This is a genomic window from Pseudomonas sp. NPDC090592 (assembly GCF_044769185.1).
GTDB lineage: Bacteria > Pseudomonadota > Gammaproteobacteria > Pseudomonadales > Pseudomonadaceae > Aquipseudomonas.
In genome coordinates this window covers 35,230-51,530 of sequence record NZ_JBIVXJ010000041.1, presented here as the reverse complement: position 1 = coordinate 51,530, position 16,301 = coordinate 35,230, and the positions used below count along the sequence as shown (strand labels likewise).

Annotated in this window: 17 protein-coding genes; 5 read left to right on the top strand and 12 right to left on the bottom strand. The window is 61.9% G+C overall.

Annotated features, from left to right (window positions below; all coding sequences use genetic code 11):
* Positions 1–281: 281 nt before the first annotated feature.
* The gene (locus ACIQUI_RS26205; RefSeq protein ID WP_403203603.1) at positions 282–923 is read right to left on the bottom strand and encodes a 3-oxoacid CoA-transferase subunit B; all 642 of its coding nucleotides are present in this window, start codon (positions 921–923) and stop codon (positions 282–284) included.
* 8 nt (positions 924–931) lie between these two features.
* Complete coding sequence (locus ACIQUI_RS26200) at positions 932–1,627, bottom strand: 3-oxoacid CoA-transferase subunit A (protein ID WP_391138272.1); 696 nt, start codon at positions 1,625–1,627, stop codon at positions 932–934.
* A gap of 258 nt (positions 1,628–1,885) precedes the next feature.
* Here ACIQUI_RS26200 and ACIQUI_RS26195 point away from each other — a divergent pair, with 258 nt between their 5' ends.
* Positions 1,886–2,335: a GNAT family N-acetyltransferase gene (locus tag ACIQUI_RS26195; RefSeq protein WP_403203601.1), complete on the top strand. Its 450-nt coding sequence runs from the start codon at positions 1,886–1,888 to the stop codon at positions 2,333–2,335.
* Between the two features lie 110 nt (positions 2,336–2,445).
* Positions 2,446–3,318, top strand: a complete 873-nt coding sequence (locus tag ACIQUI_RS26190) for a LysR substrate-binding domain-containing protein (protein ID WP_403203599.1) — start codon at positions 2,446–2,448, stop codon at positions 3,316–3,318.
* 59 nt (positions 3,319–3,377) lie between these two features.
* Here ACIQUI_RS26190 and ACIQUI_RS26185 read toward each other — a convergent pair whose 3' ends face one another.
* From ACIQUI_RS26185 to ACIQUI_RS26175, 3 genes are all read right to left on the bottom strand, one after another.
* Positions 3,378–4,211, bottom strand: a complete 834-nt coding sequence (locus ACIQUI_RS26185; protein ID WP_403203597.1) for a hypothetical protein — start codon at positions 4,209–4,211, stop codon at positions 3,378–3,380.
* A 9-nt stretch (positions 4,212–4,220) separates the two neighbouring features.
* The gene (locus ACIQUI_RS26180; RefSeq protein ID WP_403203595.1) at positions 4,221–4,436 is read right to left on the bottom strand and encodes a hypothetical protein; all 216 of its coding nucleotides are present in this window, start codon (positions 4,434–4,436) and stop codon (positions 4,221–4,223) included.
* Between the two features lie 188 nt (positions 4,437–4,624).
* A complete protein-coding gene (locus ACIQUI_RS26175) occupies positions 4,625–5,842 on the bottom strand; it encodes an amidohydrolase family protein (RefSeq protein WP_403203593.1) in 1,218 nt (405 codons plus the stop codon).
* Positions 5,843–6,127: 285 nt separating this feature from the next.
* Between ACIQUI_RS26175 and ACIQUI_RS26170 the strand changes: the two genes are divergently transcribed.
* Complete coding sequence (locus tag ACIQUI_RS26170) at positions 6,128–7,294, top strand: MFS transporter (RefSeq protein ID WP_403203591.1); 1,167 nt, start codon at positions 6,128–6,130, stop codon at positions 7,292–7,294.
* A gap of 627 nt (positions 7,295–7,921) precedes the next feature.
* Here ACIQUI_RS26170 and ACIQUI_RS26165 read toward each other — a convergent pair.
* On the bottom strand, positions 7,922–8,107 hold the full coding sequence (locus tag ACIQUI_RS26165) for a hypothetical protein (RefSeq protein WP_403203589.1): 186 nt from the start codon (positions 8,105–8,107) through the stop codon (positions 7,922–7,924).
* Positions 8,108–8,401: 294 nt separating this feature from the next.
* Positions 8,402–9,445 carry an alpha/beta fold hydrolase gene (locus ACIQUI_RS26160; RefSeq protein WP_403203587.1) on the bottom strand — a complete coding sequence of 348 codons (1,044 nt, stop codon included), beginning with the start codon at positions 9,443–9,445 and terminating at the stop codon, positions 8,402–8,404.
* 547 nt (positions 9,446–9,992) lie between these two features.
* Here ACIQUI_RS26160 and ACIQUI_RS26155 point away from each other — a divergent pair.
* Positions 9,993–10,184, top strand: coding sequence for a hypothetical protein (locus ACIQUI_RS26155; protein WP_403203585.1), 192 nt, complete (start codon positions 9,993–9,995; stop codon positions 10,182–10,184).
* 134 nt (positions 10,185–10,318) lie between these two features.
* Here the strand turns inward: ACIQUI_RS26155 and ACIQUI_RS26150 are convergent, their stop codons facing one another.
* Positions 10,319–11,224 (bottom strand): LysR substrate-binding domain-containing protein, encoded by a 906-nt coding sequence (locus tag ACIQUI_RS26150; protein WP_403203583.1) that lies wholly within the window; start codon positions 11,222–11,224, stop codon positions 10,319–10,321.
* A gap of 100 nt (positions 11,225–11,324) precedes the next feature.
* Between ACIQUI_RS26150 and ACIQUI_RS26145 the strand changes: the two genes are divergently transcribed.
* Complete coding sequence (locus ACIQUI_RS26145; RefSeq protein ID WP_403203581.1) at positions 11,325–12,086, top strand: sulfite exporter TauE/SafE family protein; 762 nt, start codon at positions 11,325–11,327, stop codon at positions 12,084–12,086.
* Position 12,087: 1 nt separating this feature from the next.
* Here the strand turns inward: ACIQUI_RS26145 and ACIQUI_RS26140 are convergent, their stop codons facing one another.
* The 4 genes from ACIQUI_RS26140 to ACIQUI_RS26125 form a co-directional block, all read right to left on the bottom strand.
* Entirely contained in the window at positions 12,088–13,512 is a 1,425-nt protein-coding gene (locus tag ACIQUI_RS26140) for a diguanylate cyclase (RefSeq protein WP_403203579.1), read from the bottom strand.
* Positions 13,513–13,651: 139 nt separating this feature from the next.
* Positions 13,652–15,481, bottom strand: coding sequence for an SLC13 family permease (locus ACIQUI_RS26135; RefSeq protein WP_403203577.1), 1,830 nt, complete (start codon positions 15,479–15,481; stop codon positions 13,652–13,654).
* 122 nt (positions 15,482–15,603) lie between these two features.
* The gene (locus ACIQUI_RS26130; protein ID WP_391137105.1) at positions 15,604–15,993 is read right to left on the bottom strand and encodes a glycine zipper domain-containing protein; all 390 of its coding nucleotides are present in this window, start codon (positions 15,991–15,993) and stop codon (positions 15,604–15,606) included.
* A gap of 73 nt (positions 15,994–16,066) precedes the next feature.
* Complete coding sequence (locus tag ACIQUI_RS26125) at positions 16,067–16,252, bottom strand: hypothetical protein (protein ID WP_391137102.1); 186 nt, start codon at positions 16,250–16,252, stop codon at positions 16,067–16,069.
* Between the last annotated feature and the right edge of the window lie 49 nt (positions 16,253–16,301).

The following is a 16,301-nucleotide window of genomic DNA, read 5'->3' as shown; positions in this document are numbered from 1 at the left end:
GGATGCGCCAGTCGAGAAATCCAGTCAGGGCAACAAGGCGGGCAGCCATGGCCTGTCAGGCTTGGCACGTTGCAACAAATGTGGGAGCGGGCTTGCCCCGCGAAGCGCCGCGCGGGCGGCGCTCGGTCTCACAGGCGCTGCATATCTTGTGGCCAACACCTGTCAGCCCTGATGCGATCTCTGTGGGAGAACCCCGCGCGGTGTATGGCACCGGCTGCGCCGGTGTTCGCGGGCGCGCCCGCTCCCACAGGGTTTGCGTTTCGCCAGAAGGTTGCAGTTGATCATTTGATCAGCGGCACACCACTCAGCTTTTGCAACTCGTCAAAATCGATATCCGCACAGATCTCGACCACTTTCAGCCCTTCAGGCCTCACTTCCAGCACGGCCAGGTCGGTATAGATACGGCTGACGCAAGCAATCCCGGTCAGCGGGTAGGTGCACTCGGGCACCAGCTTGCTTTCGCCGGTCTTGGTCAGGTGGTCCATCATCACGAATACTTGACGAGCGCCGGTAGCCAGGTCCATCGCGCCGCCTACGGCCGGGATCGAACCTTCGGCGCCGGTGTGCCAGTTGGCCAGGTCGCCCTTCACCGACACCTGGAAGGCACCCAGTACGGCGATGTCCAGGTGGCCGCCGCGCATCATCGAGAACGAGTCGGCATGGTGGAAGAACGCACCACCGGTCAGCAGGGTGACGTGCTGCTTGCCGGCGTTGATCAGGTCATCGTCTTCCTCGCCCGGCGCGGGGCTTGGGCCCATGCCCAGCAGGCCGTTCTCACTGTGCAGGAATACTTCCTTGTCGCCCAGGTAGTTGGCCACCAGGGTAGGTGCGCCAATGCCCAGGTTTACGTAGGCACCTTCCTGGATGTCTGCGGCCACGCGTTGGGCCATCTCGGTGCGGGAGAGCTTTTTGGTGATGGTCATGGCAGGCCTCAGACAGCGTTGGCGATCGAAGAAGCGGCAGCACCGGTAACGGCAACCACGCGCTGGACGAAGATACCCGGGGTGATGATGTGTTCCGGGTCCAGTTCACCGAGTTCGACAACCTGGTCGACCTGGGCGATGGCGGTCTTGGCGGCCATGGCCATGATCGGGCCGAAGTTGCGGGCGGCCTTGCGGTAGGTCAGGTTGCCCCAACGGTCGCCCTTGTGGGCCTTGATCAGCGCAAAGTCGGCGTGCAGTGGCATTTCCAGCACGTACATGCGGCCGTCGATCTCACGGGTTTCCTTGCCTTCAGCCAGCAGGGTGCCGTAGCCGGTCGGCGAGAAGAACGCACCAATGCCCGAACCCGCGGCGCGGATGCGCTCGGCCAGGTTGCCCTGCGGCACCACTTCCAGCTCGATCTTGCCGGCGCGGTACAATTCGTCGAACACGTAGGAGTCGGACTGGCGCGGGAACGAGCAGACCACCTTGCGCACGCTGCCTGCCATGAGCAGGGCGGCCAGGCCGATCTCACCGTTGCCGGCGTTGTTGCTGATGATGGTCAGGTCGCGGGCACCGGTGGCGATCAAGCCGTCGATCAGCTCGGACGGCATGCCGGCCGTGCCAAAGCCACCGACCATGATGGTCGAACCGTCGGTAATCCCTTCCACCGCGTTGGCGATGGACTCATACGTTTTATTGATCAAGGCGAGCTCCTGGTTGTTCCTGGAGTTGTGGTTGTCGGGCTGGCCGGAGCGCGTGACGCGATGGGGCCTGTCAGCACTTGAAATTCCTTGCTGACTTTCGCCATAGCGTGCCGCAAGATAGGGCAACAGTAGAGAGGGTTTGGCTGAATTCGTGCGATTATCGAACTGTTGTGCGATGTGCGAGCAGTTCCGCAGGCTATTTGCCACTTTCCAGCTGACCGTCTATTCCCCTCATTTTTTCCCCTCACGGAGACCGCGATGATCCGGCAGGCCGTGGCAGCTGATGAGCCTGAAGTCAGGCGTTGTGCCGAACAGGCCTACGCCCGTTATGTGCCACTGATCGGGCGCAAGCCCGCGCCGATGATTGCCGACTTCGCCAGGCAGATAGCGCAAGGTGTGGTCTACGTTGCGACGAATGATCAAGCGGTCTTTCAGGGTTTCATTGTGTTCTTTGCCGAGCAGGGCCACATGCTGCTGGAAAACGTCGCGGTCCTGCCCAGCGCAGCCGGGCAGGGTACAGGTAAGGCGCTGATCCGCTTCTGCGAGGATGCCGCCCGGCGACAGGGGCTAGGCGCCGTCCATCTCTACACCAACCAGAAGATGACCGAGAACCTGTCGATTTACCCCAGGCTTGGCTATGTGAACGTGGGGCAACGTACGGAAGACGGTTTCAGGCGCGTCTATTTCGAGAAGACCCTGGTGCCCTGACAGGCCGGTCGTGCATGCGTACAAAGCATGCTTCGCACGAGGGCAATGCATCATGCACCCCGGCTTCAGGCATCATGTACCCAGCCCCCTCGAAAAGCTGAACGCGCCAAATGCCAGAATCCCCCAACCCCAACCGTGCTATCTACGACCTGGACATGCTCCGCACCGTGGTCATGGTGGCCGACTGCGGCAGCTTCACCACCGCCGCCGCGCGCCTGCATTCCACCCAGTCTACGGTGAGCCAGAAGGTGCGCCGGCTGGAAGAAATGGTCGGCCACCAGTTGCTTGACCGCAGCAACCGCGAGGTGCACCCGACCGATGCCGGTGAAACGCTGCTGGGGTACGCGCGGCACCTGCTGGCGGTGAGCAGCCAGCTGACCGAAGCGATGTCGGGCGGGGTGACGGTGACCGTGCGTATCGGCCTGCCGGACGATTTTGTTGCGGGCAAGACGATGCAGGCGTTGGCGGCGTTCAACCGGCGTAATCCGACGGTGAAGCTGGAAATTACCGGTGGCCTTAGCCGTGATCTGATGAGCACCTATGATCGGGGCGAACTGGACCTGGTGTTGATCAAGCAGCGACGCAACAGCCGCGAGGCCAATGCCTGCCAGCCAGAGCGCATCGAGTGGATCGACAGTGCTCAGTACCCGTGTTTTGCCCAGGACCCGATTGCGCTGGTGACCTTTCCCCCGCGTGGGTTGTACCGCGATGACATGATCAGTGCGGTCGAGGCCATGGGGCGCAGCTGGCGTATTGCATTCACCAGTTCGAGCCTGGCAGGGATTCAGGAGGCGGTGGCCAATGGTTTGGGAGTGAGCCTGTTGCCATCGCGGGTGGTGACGGCGGGGCATCGGGTGTTGGGGGCGGAAGAAGGGTTCAAGCCGATCAAGGTGTTTGAAGCGGCGATTTTTCATCGGCCTACGGCGGACCCGATGGTCATGGAGCTGGCTGAGATTTTGATTGGTATCCTGCGGGCTGAGTGAGCGGCTGGTGAAGGCAAGTGGGTGCTGTTGTAATCACGCGAGTACCCCCACCAGAATGTTCAGATTCTTGTGGCGTCCTTCTCTGGCTTGATCTCGTTCTTTTTGAATTCCTGCCAATACGCGCCTTCGAAAAAGGTCATGGAAACAATGTTCTTTTGCAGAAGGCTGATGCTGAAAAGGCTTCCGATCTCATCGGCTCTGCTAGCGCGAGCGCAGCGGTCTTCCGTGCCATCGTCAATACCTGAAGCCGGACCTTTCTTGACCGCGTCGTATACCCTGTCATAGAACGTGGTGAACTCGACCGTCAGCTGATCCTTGTCACGAAAGCCGCTGTAGATAGGGATGATCGAGAAGCCTTCATCGTTGTTCGAATCGTGATCCTGCAGGTTGCCGAAATTTTTCACCCAGCCGATGTACACCTTACGGTCTTCCATGCTGAACATGTAAAGGCGCTTGTTGAAGAGTGAGTCAAGCAGCAACGCCTGGTGGGTGCTGGTAGGCAACATGGTTTCAAGAATGAAGGAGCGGGTAAGGTAATCGTTGTTCAGGCCGTGACGATAACGGGTGATTTTAAACCGGACCTTTGCCACCAGGTAGGCGTACAGCGGTGCTGTGAGAATAGCGACCAACATCGTCGAAAACAGATGCTGATCTTTAGCGCTGGTAAAGCCCCGCTGCTCAAGCAGTGCGGCCAGGCCAAAAAAACCCTCGGTTAACCACTCGCTGAAAAACACCAATGTCAGCCATGGCAATGCGAGGACAAGCCCCCTCATTGCGATATGCAGGTACAGTGATTGTCCTTCATATTTCGCAATGAGTGTCTTGTCGTAGAAGTTGTATTTACAGTAAATGAAGCCGCAGATCAGGATGGGAAGGACGAGGAGAAAACCCATTGCAGAGGTTTAGTTCGACTTCGAAATCGCTTGCCTGGCTGCTTCACAGGCCCGCGCGAAATCTGCATCTTGCAGGATGGTGGATGCCGAAATGGAGACGGCGCCGTGGTCACTCACCTGCACTTGCTCGGCGACTGCATTGAGTCGCCTGGCGATTGCCAAGGACTCTTCTGAAGGAGGGGAAACCCATTGCAGCAGGGTTTCCCAGATGTTTTTGTGGCTCATGCAATCACTCCTCTTCCACGCATTGCCTGAACACTCACCCCAAATATAGCAGCGCGTTCGCTATAGTCCGCCGCTTTGGGTGCGGAGGGTAGCATACCGCAACTGTTGCACCTGGATGGGCGGATGAACGAGCCGGGGTGTTTCGTTTCGTGTCGAGGAGTGCCGCAGTGGTGAAAGTACGGTGCAGCTTAGCGGCACATTTCCGCAGCAAACTGCGCTGCCTTCAACTGCAACTGCGCAGGCCCGCCCCAGAAAGCCCCGTGGCGCACGATCACCCGTTCATGAATCGCCGCCGCCACCGCCGCAGCTGCATTTGGTGCCCTGAACAGAACAAAGCTGGCTTCGTTGCCAACCTTCAAGCCGTAATCCGTCTTGCCCATCACCCCGGCACTGGCCTCGGTCGCCATGTGCAGCGCTACCCGCAGTTCCTCATCGGTGTTAAAGCCCGAGCGGTAGCTGACCAGCATGGCCCGTTGCAGCATGTCGCCATTGCCATACGGCCACCAGGCATCCTGGATGTTGTCGTTGCCGGTAAATACCCGCACACCGCCGGCGCGCAGGCGCAGCACCGGTGGGAAGGCGTGTTCGCCAGGGGCGTTGGTCATGATGGAAATTCCCGCACCCGCCAGCACTTCGGCGGTGGCGTCGAGCACGGCATCGGATACATCGCCCAGGCCATAGGCGTGGCTGACGGCCACAAGCCCTTGCATGCCCAATGCCTGGGTGCGGGCGGCGATGCGCTGGAGCTGGGCGATGCAGATGTCGCCGGGCTCATGCAGGTGGATATCAACCTTTACCCCATGCCGGTCGGCGATGCCGAACACGATGTCCAGCTGGGCATCGGCGTCGCCGTCCAGGGTGGTCGGGTCGATGCCGCCGACCACCTGCACGCCTTCGCGGATGGCGGCTTCCATCACCTCTGCGGTGCCAGGGCAGGTCACCACGCCGGCCTGCGGGAAGGCTACCAGTTCGATGTCGAGCAGGTCTTTCCATTTGTCCCGGGCTTCGAGCATGGCGTGCAGGTTGGTCAGGCCAGTGGTGGCGTCCACATCCACATGGCAGCGCATGGCCAGGGTGCCGAACGAGGCGGCCTGGCGCATCAGTGCATCGGCGCGCTCGACGATGGGCGGGGCGCTGGCCAGTTCGCGTTTTTCCACGGCCAGGCGCTCGCGCAGGCTGGCCACGGGCTGGTGCGGTCGCCAGCGGTCGCCGACGAAGCTTTTGTCCAGGTGAATGTGGCCGTCGACAAAGCCCGGCAGCGCCAGCAGGCCTTCGAGGTCGATGGTTTCGCGGGCGGGCGTGCTGGCGCGCTGCGGGCCGATGTGGGTGATTCGGCCGTTGGCTACGGCAATGTGCAGGGGCAGGCCATCGGCGTCGATGGCGTTGATGAACTCACGGTCGTTCATGGTCGGGCCTTTTTTACTAACGGCTTGGGTGACGTACCACGGTAGGGCGGATGCGGGCAGGTCTCCAATTAATTATCAGGATCAGGTGCAGTGCATTTCTGGATGCAGGCAGGGGAAGTTGCCCTGCATTAAAAAGCCCACTGCATTCGATTCCGATAATTAACTTTCAAAGCGTTCGATCACGGCCCAGGATTGTGCTCGAGACCGGCCCAGCCGCCTGCCATGGCGCTTTCCAGGGCTGGCCCTCACACACAATAAAAACAAATGCCGTGTCGGAGTCCTTCCATGACCCACGATTCCAAGCTGCTGCGTGCCGCGCTGATTTTCATTGCCTGTACTTCTTTCATTGTCTGTGGCGTACAACCCATCTTCATGGGTTTGGTCACGGAGCAACTTGGCCTGTCACTCGACCAGCAGGGCTGGGTGGTGTCGGTCGAGATGATCGGCATGACCCTCGGTACCTTGCTGTGCCCGCTACTGATGAAGCGCCATGGCGGGCGTAACCTGTGCCTATGCGTTGGCGCGCTGTGCGTGGCATTGAGCGTTGCCACCGCCTTTGCCACCACCAACGCCATGTTGCTGCTCGTGCGCCTGGCGGCCGGCACCTGTGCAGGGCTGGTGTATGCCTACGCGGTAGGCATGCTAGGCCGCTTACCCAACCAGGACCGATCGTTCGGGTTGATGCTGTTGCTGCAAACGCCCGAGTACTCGTTGTTCTCCGCAGCGTTGCCGTTGCTGGTCGCGCAGAGTGGTACGGTGACTGCCTTGTGCGCATTCGGCCTGTGGTACTTGCTGATCTGCGGCGCCAGCCTGGTGTTGCCGCGCCGTCCAGCGGCGTTGCTGGCCAGCGGCGAAGGCTCAGCTGCCCAGGGCGGCTCAGTATGCACGGGGCGTACGGCGTTGGTGGGTATGCTGTTCATGCAGATCGCCATCTACTGCGTGTGGGGTTTCATCGACCAGCTGGCACGGGACCAGGGCATCAGCGGCGTTGACATTGGCTGGGCGTTCGGCCTGTCGGCCATTGGTGGCCTGCCTGGGGCGGGGCTGCCAAGCTTGCTGGGAGCGCGGGTCAACCGCCAGCTGATGATTGCCGTAGGGCTGGTGGCAGTGTTCATTTCCATCGCCATGCTCACGGGCCATACCCGCACACCGATGCAGTTGTTTGTCGCGTTGCTGCTGATTAATTTTGGCTGGGTGCTGTCGCTGTCGTACTACATGGCGCTGATCACTACCAACGACCCGACTGGCAAGCTGACGTCACTGGTCAGCATTACCTTGATGGGGGCTGCGGCGGTGACGCCGGCGTTGATTGCCATGTTGGTGGAGGGCTCCAACCAGCAGTTGATTTTCCTGCTGGGGACCGGGGCTTTGGTCATCGCCTTTGCTGTGACGTGCCTGGGGGCGGGGGCCAGGCTTGCCCGGCCAGGCGTTGCACACAATTCAAAGATCTAGCAGGGTCCCTGTGGGAGCGGGTTCACCCGCGAAGAATGCGACGTGGTGTATGGCACCGGCTGCGCCGGTGTTCGCGGGCGCGCCCGCTCCCACAAGTACTGCGCATGCCCGAAGGTAGGCACTGAACCTGTGGGAGCGGGCATGCCCGCGAAGCAGGCGACGCGGAGGATGGCACCGGCTGCGCCGGTGTTCGCGGCTGAAGCCGCTCCCACAAGTACTGCGCATGCCTGAAGGTAAGCACTGAACCTGTGGGAGCGGGCATGCCCGCGAAGCAGGCGACGCGGTAGATGGCACCGGCTGCGCCGGTGTTCGCGGGCGCGCCCGCTCCCACAAGTACTGCGCATGCCTGAAGGTAAGCACTGAACCTGTGGGAGCGGGCATGCCCGCGAAGCAGGTGACGCGGTGTATGGCACCGGCTGCGCCGGTGTTCGCGGCTGAAGCCGCTCACAAGTACTGCGCATGCCTGAAGGTAAGCACTGAACCTGTGGGAGCGGGCATGCCCGCGAAGCAGGCGACGCGGTGTATGGCACCGGCTGCGCCGGTGTTCACGGGCGCGCCCGCTCCCACAGGTTTCTGCGCTTGATTTCATCTGTGGCGCAACCCTGTGGGGTCAGTGAATGTTAAAGGTCACTGCAAGGTCACGGGCTTGAAGCTATCCGGTAACTGCTGGATCGCCGCCTCGATCTTGGCGATCGGTTCAGCCAACACGTCCGCTTCCTTGTCTTTACCCTCCCTTCTCAGGCGATCACGTTCAAGGCGCAGGTTAAGCAAATTCTTCTGCAGTTTCAGTGCCGAGGCATTGTACGGGTCCATGCTTTTCTCACGCTGTCGGCGTCCATGCCGTTGTAGGAAAGCTGGACCGTAGCAGCTCGATTTTGCTGTAGAAACTGATATTTCATACAGGGAAATCCCTCGTGCTCGAAGTTTCCTACGCTACACGGTAAAAGATCCTACAAGTCGCATTTCAAACCGTGTCATTCAAACCCGGCTCAACCCCGCGTGATAGCTGGCCACAATGGGGTTTGGCCAACGCATGTCCTGCACAACGGGCTTTCCAAGCCCTGCTAAGCCGTTTGACACTTCATGTAGCAATTGCGCCCCAGCAGGCTACAGGTGATCCGCATCCACGACCGCCTGGGCAAACGCCTGCGGCGCTTCCTGCGGCAGGTTGTGGCCAATGCCACCGCTGATCAGCCGGTACTCATATTTGCCGGTAAAGCGCTTTGCATACGCTTCGGCAGGTGGGTGTGGGGCGCCGTTGGCATCGCCTTCCAGCGTGATGGTGGGCACCGTGATGGCGGGGAACCGGGCCAGCCTGGCCTCCAGCGGGTCGTAGCGTGTTTCGCCTTGGGCCAGCCCCAATCGCCAGCGGTAATTGTGCACGGTGATCGCCACCTGGTCGGGGTTGTCCAGCGCCTTGGCACTGCGTTCGAACGTGGCATCGTCGAACGCCCATTTGGGCGAAGCGGTTTGCCAGATCAGCTTGGCGAAGGCATGCCGGTTCTGCTCGTAGCCGGCCTGGCCGCGTGGGGTCGCGAAGTAGTACTGGTACCACCATTGCAGTTCGGCGCTGGGCGGCAGCGGCGCCTTGGCTGCCTCCTGGCTGCTGATCAGGTAGCCGCTGACCGATACCAGGGCCTTCACCCGCTCGGGCCACAGTGCCGAGACAATGTCGGCGGTGCGCGCGCCCCAGTCGAAGCCGGCGAGCACGGCATGCTGGACATGCAACGCGTCCATGAAGGCAATGATGTCGCTGGCCAGCGCTGTGGGCTGGGCGTTGCGTGGGGTGGCTGCGGACAGGAAACGGGTCTGGCCGTAGCCACGCACGTAAGGCACCAGCACCCGGTAACCTTTTGCGGCCAGGGCAGGGGCAACGGCTTCGAAACTGTGAATGTCGTAGGGCCAGCCATGCAGCAGGATCACCACCGGGCCGTCGGCCGGGCCTTGCTCTACGTACGCCACATCGAGCACGCCCGCATTGATGTGTTTCAGCGGGCCGAAAGCATCCACGGTTGCGGCTGCTACTGGCGGCTTTTGCGGTGCAGCAATGGCGCTGTGGGTGGCTGCCAGACCCAGCGGCAACAGGGCGCAGGCGAACAGGGTGCGGCTGAAACGGCGTGGCAGGTTGGTGGTCGAGTGGCGGGCAGGCATCGGTCATCTCCTTGGCAAAACCAGCGGTGCAGGTTGATGGGTGCCAGTTAAGGTGACGCCTGTATCGCCGATGTGTCCGCATGGCCAGCTGCAAACGTTCTTGTGTATCAGGTCTCATTTTGTACACACAGCGATACAAATAAGGGGTACCGCAGCAAATGCCCGCGCTCATCTGATACGCTTTTTTTCCATGAACCTGAATCTGTAACCGTATCAGCCCAAGCCCGACAATGGGCCCATTCCCGCATCGCAACTCTAGAGGTTCCAATGGGCAAGATGGCGCTGTTCCTGGGTGGTTTTCTGCTGCTGACCATTCTGATCGGTCTTCTTGGCACGATTCCGCCAAGCTGAGTTCCACTGGGGTTATTCCTCCGCGGCCCGTCTACTTCAACGATGGGCCCAAATTCTTGGCAAATGGCCATTATTTCCTCTCCTTGCACGGCTGGATCAGCGGTAGGTGCAAGTCATTCTCAAGTCCAGAAACCTCGTGTAGTCTCCCGCCGCCGCTCATTCGAGCCGGTCTTTTTGCGTTGGAGTCGACACATTAATGGAATGCAAGAAAGGCACTTCAGCCATGCTGGAGTGGCGTAGCCGTTTTCTCGCCGAAGGCACACTTGATGAGCAGGGCTATGACCAGGCGCTGCGCAGTGCCGAGGCGTTGGAGCAAGCAGGGGTGATCAGCACGCCGGAGTGGATCGAGCTGGTCAAACTGGCCAATACGGCCTTGCTGGATTTGTGATAAGTCATTCTTTGCGCTGGGAAATCTGTCCACAAAAAACGTGGGTAGGTCTGTGGATAAAGTTCTGGAAGCCAAGCCCACGGCGGGCTCTGTTAAATTGAGCAGAAATTGAACAGCTGTTTCAGGGGGCTGATTCAGCAGCTCTGACCGGCACGGCGCAACGCTGCCAGCAGGTCACGCACCCGCGCTGGCAACTCGCCAGCAGGGTACAGGGCATGCAGCTGCGGGTCCTGGCCGCTGCTGGAGGTGAGGCGATAGCGAGGGCATACCCGCACCAGGCGCCCGGCCTTCACCTGCGTTTCGCCCACCCAGGCTGCCAAACGGGCGATGCCGGCACCGGCCAGGGTGCTGTGATACACGGCAGCGCCCGAGCCCAGGCGCAATCTGGGCCGGGGGTGCAGGCTGGTAATTTCGCCGTCGCGGCAAAAGTGCCAGTCCTTGAGAATGCGCGGGGCGGTGTGCAGGATCAGCGCATGCCCTTGCAGCTCTTCAGGGTGCTGTGGCATGCCGGCCAACGCCAGGTACGCCGGGCTGGCATACAGGTGGCGCTGGTAAGTCCACAGGGGGTAGCCGATCAGCTCGCTCGATTGCGGGAAGGCACCGCGCACCACGAAATCGAATTTGCCTTGCAACGGGTCCAGGGCTGCGTCGCTGTATTGGATGTCCAGGGTTACGTGGGGGTGGTTGCGGGAAAACTCGGCGAGCACGTGCGGCAGTACGTGTTCACCGAGCAGTTGCGGCACGGCAAAGCGTATCCAGCCTTGGGCACTGCCGCTGAGTGCAGCCAGTTCATCGGCGGCATCGCGTTGCACATCCAGCAAGCGTTCGGCATGTGGCAACAGGCGCTCGCCGGCTTCGGTCAGGGTGACGGCGTTGGCGTTGCGGTTAAGCAACCTGGTGCCGGCGTTGTCCTCCAGGGTTTGTACTGCACGGGTTACCGCACTGGGTGAGCGCCCCAGCGAGCGTGCGGCGGCCACGAAGCTGCGCTTGTGCGCCACGCTGACGAACGCCTGGATTTCCCGCAGCATGTCCAATGCCATTGCCTGCCCCTTGTTGCAGTTTTTGCAATATGGCATTTCAACACAAGCGCGGCCTTTTGATTAGCCTTGCAGGCGACTTCACCGCTTTTGGGCCTGCATGATGATGGATATCGCTGTACTTTCCGTGTTCGCTTTCGCCGCTGGGCTGATCGACGCCGCCGTGGGTGGCGGCGGGCTGATCCAGATTCCTGCCTTGTTCAACGTGCTGCCCACTGCGCAGCCGGCGGCACTGCTCGGCAGCAACAAGCTGGCGTCGGTCTGTGGTACAGCCTTCGCTGCACGCTCGTTCATTCGCAAGGTAACGCTGGACTGGGGGTTGATCGTGCCGGCGGCGCTCAGCGCCTTCGTCATGTCGTTTGCCGGCGCCGCGACGGTGTCGCTGGTGCCCCCCAGCGTGATGCGCCCGGCGGTGTTGGTGCTGATCGTGCTGATGGCCGTCTACACCTTCTGCAAGAAAGATTTCGGCACCCTGCACAAGCCTGCGCATATCGGCCGCAAGGAACAGTGCCTGGCGGTGCTGATCGGCGGCGCGATCGGCTTCTACGATGGCCTGTTCGGCCCGGGCACCGGCAGCTTCCTGATCTTCCTGTTCATCCGGTTCTTCGCCTTGGACTTCCTGCACGCATCGGCTTCGGCCAAGGTGGTGAACATTGCCACCAACCTGGCGGCACTGGTGTTCTTCGTGCCTACGGGCAATGTGTTGTACGCCATTGCCCTGCCCATGGCGGTATGCAACATCCTCGGTGCCTTGACCGGTACCTGGTTGGCGGTACGCAAGGGTGCCGGCTTTGTCCGCGGGCTGTTCCTGGTGTTGTTGTGCGTGCTGATCGCCAAGCTGTCATGGGACTTGCTGGCCGGTTAGCTCAGATCACCTGGCGCTGCGTTTCGGCCTGCTCGACGCGGTTGCGGCCGTGGGCCTTGGCCCGGTAAAGCGCCTGGTCGGCGCTGGCCAGCAACGCGTCCAGGTTGGGGGCCGGGCGGTCGGCGTCGCAGCCGGCCAGGCCGATGCTCACGGTAATCTGCAGGCCCTGGTCAGCCTGTACCACGTGCAGGTCCTGTACGGCGCGGCGCAGGCGTTCGGCGGTGAACTTGGCCCGTTCTGGCGCAAGGCCCGGGACAATGACCACGAACTCCTCACCGCCCAGGCGCGCGAGCAGTTCATCGTTGTGCAACTGGTCTTGCAGGGTACTGGCAAACTGGCGCAGCACCTGGTCACCCACTGCGTGGCCATGGGCGTCGTTGATCGACTTGAAGTGGTCGATGTCCAGCATCATCAGGGTCAGCGGCAGTGCCTGGGTATACTGCTGGCGGCTGTCCAGCAGTGCATTGGCACGGCGGGTGAAGGCACTGCGGGTGAGTACGCCGGTAAGGTGGTCGACGGTGGCCTGGTGCGCCAGGCGGGCCATCAGGCTACGGTTGGCCTGGCTGACGCAGGCCACCACCAGCGGGCCGAGCACCAGCATGGCAATGCCCAGGCGTGCCGACATCAACGTGGTCACCCCAGGCTCGCTTTGCGGCACGCTGAAGTGCATGAGGTTTTGCGCCACCGCCACAATCAAGGTGCTGCCGGCGGTAAGTGTGAGCAGTGACACCATGAACGGTGAGTAGGTCCAGGCACACCACAGCAGGGCGGCAATCGGGAAGGCGATGGCGCCGGGGCCGCCAAAGGCAATACTGACCGCCAGCGAGGCCAGCAGACCCAGCAGCGGTGCCAGGCGGATGGGGTGGGCACCACTGCGTACCAGGACCCTTGCCGAGGGTGCGGTGAGCAACACAGGCAGCACCAGCACGCTGGTCGAGAACTGTTCGCTGAACCACGCCAGCCAGGTGGCACGCAACGACTGTTCGAACCACGGTGCGGCCATGGCGGCTGCCATGCTGGCGGCCACCATGGCGCCGGCGGCGCAGGCGGCAAACACGCTGAGCACGCCATGTGGGGTGCGCATGCGCCGGTGCAGGCGCGGCAGGCGGGACAGCAATTGCCAAAGGGTAACCACAACACCCAGGTTGCACAGGTTGAACCACAGGGCCGGGGCCCAGGCACTGCCACACAGCAGGTCGGCACCGACCATGGCCAGCCACACCAGGCTGAAGCCGGTCAGCGTGGCCTGGCGGGGGTAGCGCAGCAATACCCCGGCCAACACCGCATTAACCGGCCAGAACAGCGACAGTGATTCGATCGGGCGTGCCAGGATGCCGCCCAGGGTGAGGGCAAAGGTCAGGCAAAGCAGAACGACATAAGGCAACAAGCGCGATTGTGCAGGAAAAACCATGGGCTCGACCGACAAGCGGAAACGAAATCCAGGACAACGCCTTGAAGCACCTGGGGCAATGACCCGCAGTGTGTTTCGTCAAGGTAGTTGATGTCAATCTGCCGCGATCCGTCGACATAATGTCAAATTCCCGGGATTTGCGGCCGGCTGTTTCTCACAGCCCGAAAAACCACGGCACCATGAACACGGTTACCCCCATTACCAGCAAGGTGAACGGCACGCCAATCTTGACGAAATCGGCGAAGCGGTATTGCCCTGGGCCCAGCACCAGCGTGTTGACCGGCGATGACACTGGCGTCATGAACGCGGCTGACGCGGCCAGCGCCACGGTCATGGCGAACGGGTAGGGTGACATGCCCAGCTGCGCCGCAGTGCTGATAGCCACCGGCGCCATCAATACCGCGGTGGCGGTGTTGGAAATGAACAAGCCAATCACCGCAGTGACGGCGAACAGGCAGGCAAGAATGGCAACGGGCCCGGCGCCCCCCAGCACGCTGACCAGCCCACCCACCGCCAGGTCGATGCCGCCGGTTTTCTGCAAGGCCTGGGCAAATGGCAGCATACCCACAATCAGCACCAGGCTTTGCCAATGAATGGCCTTGTAGGCGCTGTTCATGTCGATGCAGCGCCCGGCACCCATCAGCAGGCAACCGATCAGCGCCGCCATCACATTGGGTACGGCGCCACTCACCATCAGCCCCACCATCACCGCCAGGCTCAGCAACGCCTGTGGCGCACGGGTGCGAGCGGGTGCCACCTGATCGATCTCGGCGGGCAGGCTCAGTACCAGAAAGTCCTTGGGTTTACCTTGCAATTGGCGAACGGCTTTCCAGGGGCCGACCACCAGCAGTGTGTCGCCAAGGCGCAGCTTTTCTTCCACCAGTTGTTCTTCGACTGCCGCCTGCTCGCGGCGCAGGCCGACCACGTTGAGGCCGAAGCGGGTGCGAAAGGCCAGTTCCAGAATGCTTTTGCCGATCAGTTGTGAGCCGGGCGGCAGCGAGACCTCGGCCATGCCCAGCTCCTGGGACTGGTCGATGAAATAGGCAGCCTTGAAGTGCAGCGGTTCCAGTTGCATGGTCTGGCACAGGCTGCGCAGGTCGTCGCTGTTGGCGAACAGGTCGAGCAGCAGTACGTCGCCCTGGTGCAGTACGGTGCTGGAGTCGGCGGCAATCACGCGTGTGGTGAACTTGTGCTGGCGCTCGATGCCGATCACGTTGGCGCCGTGCCGGGTGCGCAACTCCAGTTCGCCCAGGGTGTGGCCGATCAGCGGCGAGTGGGGGCGGATGCGCAGGCGCCGTTCGCGGCCATTGAGTTTGTAGTCCAGCACCAGGTCCAGCAGTGTCCGACGGGTTTCCACGCGGCCATCCTTGCGCACTTCGCCATTGAGCCAGTGCCGGGTCAGCAGCATGTAGCCGATGCCCAGCACCAGCACCACAAGGCCGAACGGGGTAAAGCTGAAAAAGCTGAAGCCCGCTTCGCCTGTGCGCACCAACTCGCTGTGCACCACCACGTTGGGGGGTGTGGCCACCAGGCTGAGCATGCCGCTGATCAGGCCGGCGAACGCCAGCGGCATCATCAGGCGGCTGGGCGAGAGCTGCAGGCGCGCGGCGATGCTCAGCACCACCGGGATGAAAATGGCCACCACGCCGGTGGAACTCATGATCGACCCAAGCCCGGCCACGGCCACCATCAGCAGCACCAGCAGGCGTGCCTCGCTGTTGCCTGCCCGCTCGCTCATCCATTCGCCGATGCGGTAGGCAATGCCGGTGCGCACCAGGCCTTCGCCAATCACGAACAGGGCGGCGATCAACACCACATTGGGGTCGCTGAAGCCGGCCAGGGCCTGCTCCACGGTAAGGATGCCGAGTAGCGGCAGGGCCAGAATCACCAGCAGTGCGACCACGTCCATGCGTGGGCGGTTGATGACGAACAGGACGATGACGATGGCCAGCAGGCCGAGGACGCAGAGCAGCGCTGGGTTCATGGGGAGGGGGTGTTCCTTCACACGGGGGCACGATAGACAGTAGCAGCCAGTGTGCCGGCTTGTAATGAAGGGGGTGTTGATGTGCTGCAACAAAAGGGCCGCAAAGCGGCCCTTGTTGGTAATTAGTGGCGGTGGCGGCGGTGCTTCTTGCTGCCGTTGTTGTCGCCCAGATGGTTACCGATGGCACCACCGGCCGCACCACCCAGGCCAGCACCTACGGTAGAGCCGGTCTTGCCGCCCACCGCGCCGCCCAGCAGCGAACCGCCCGCCGAGCCCAGGCCACCGCCGATAGCTGCTTCGGTACGGTTGCCTTTACGTGCACCTACCGCACTGCCAGCGGCACCGCCGACGCCGGCGCCGATGGCCGCGCCAGTCTTGCCGCCAAGTTGTTGACCAACAACGTTACCCAGGACACCACCCAGGCCACCACCAATGGCGGCAGTACCGTCACCGGCGAAAGCGCCCTGGCACAGCAGCAGGCCGAGGGCAAGGGAAGGCAGAGTCAGACGCATGATACGAACCTCAAAGGAATCATCAGGTTAAGTTGCCGCGCAACGGGCGGCGGGTCAGGGGTGTAAAGACGCTTCAGCGGTAGTAGCGGTCACCGCGGTATTGACGATCGTCGTCGTCATCGCGGTCATGGCGGTGGTGGTGGCGATGACCGCGGTCGCGGTCACGCCAGCCGTCATCGTCGTCATGGTAGCGATGGCTGTGGCAGCCTGCGGTAAGCAGGGCAACAGCAATCAGAGAAAGGCTTGCAAGGCGGGTCATCACGATATAGGTCCTTGATCCGCAATGGTTTACAGGGCACTTGCTGAGA

Coding starts and splice junctions, on each gene's coding strand:
- ACIQUI_RS26205 (WP_403203603.1), bottom strand. CDS start 923: ATGACCATCACCAAAAAGCTCTCCCGCACCGAGATGGCCCAACGCGTG.
- ACIQUI_RS26195 (WP_403203601.1), top strand. CDS start 1,886: ATGATCCGGCAGGCCGTGGCAGCTGATGAGCCTGAAGTCAGGCGTTGT.
- ACIQUI_RS26190 (WP_403203599.1), top strand. CDS start 2,446: ATGCCAGAATCCCCCAACCCCAACCGTGCTATCTACGACCTGGACATG.
- ACIQUI_RS26185 (WP_403203597.1), bottom strand. CDS start 4,211: ATGGGTTTTCTCCTCGTCCTTCCCATCCTGATCTGCGGCTTCATTTAC.
- ACIQUI_RS26180 (WP_403203595.1), bottom strand. CDS start 4,436: ATGAGCCACAAAAACATCTGGGAAACCCTGCTGCAATGGGTTTCCCCT.
- ACIQUI_RS26175 (WP_403203593.1), bottom strand. CDS start 5,842: ATGAACGACCGTGAGTTCATCAACGCCATCGACGCCGATGGCCTGCCC.
- ACIQUI_RS26170 (WP_403203591.1), top strand. CDS start 6,128: ATGACCCACGATTCCAAGCTGCTGCGTGCCGCGCTGATTTTCATTGCC.
- ACIQUI_RS26165 (WP_403203589.1), bottom strand. CDS start 8,107: ATGGACCCGTACAATGCCTCGGCACTGAAACTGCAGAAGAATTTGCTT.
- ACIQUI_RS26160 (WP_403203587.1), bottom strand. CDS start 9,445: ATGCCTGCCCGCCACTCGACCACCAACCTGCCACGCCGTTTCAGCCGC.
- ACIQUI_RS26155 (WP_403203585.1), top strand. CDS start 9,993: ATGGAATGCAAGAAAGGCACTTCAGCCATGCTGGAGTGGCGTAGCCGT.
- ACIQUI_RS26150 (WP_403203583.1), bottom strand. CDS start 11,224: ATGGCATTGGACATGCTGCGGGAAATCCAGGCGTTCGTCAGCGTGGCG.
- ACIQUI_RS26145 (WP_403203581.1), top strand. CDS start 11,325: ATGATGGATATCGCTGTACTTTCCGTGTTCGCTTTCGCCGCTGGGCTG.
- ACIQUI_RS26135 (WP_403203577.1), bottom strand. CDS start 15,481: ATGAACCCAGCGCTGCTCTGCGTCCTCGGCCTGCTGGCCATCGTCATC.
- ACIQUI_RS26130 (WP_391137105.1), bottom strand. CDS start 15,993: ATGCGTCTGACTCTGCCTTCCCTTGCCCTCGGCCTGCTGCTGTGCCAG.
- ACIQUI_RS26125 (WP_391137102.1), bottom strand. CDS start 16,252: ATGACCCGCCTTGCAAGCCTTTCTCTGATTGCTGTTGCCCTGCTTACC.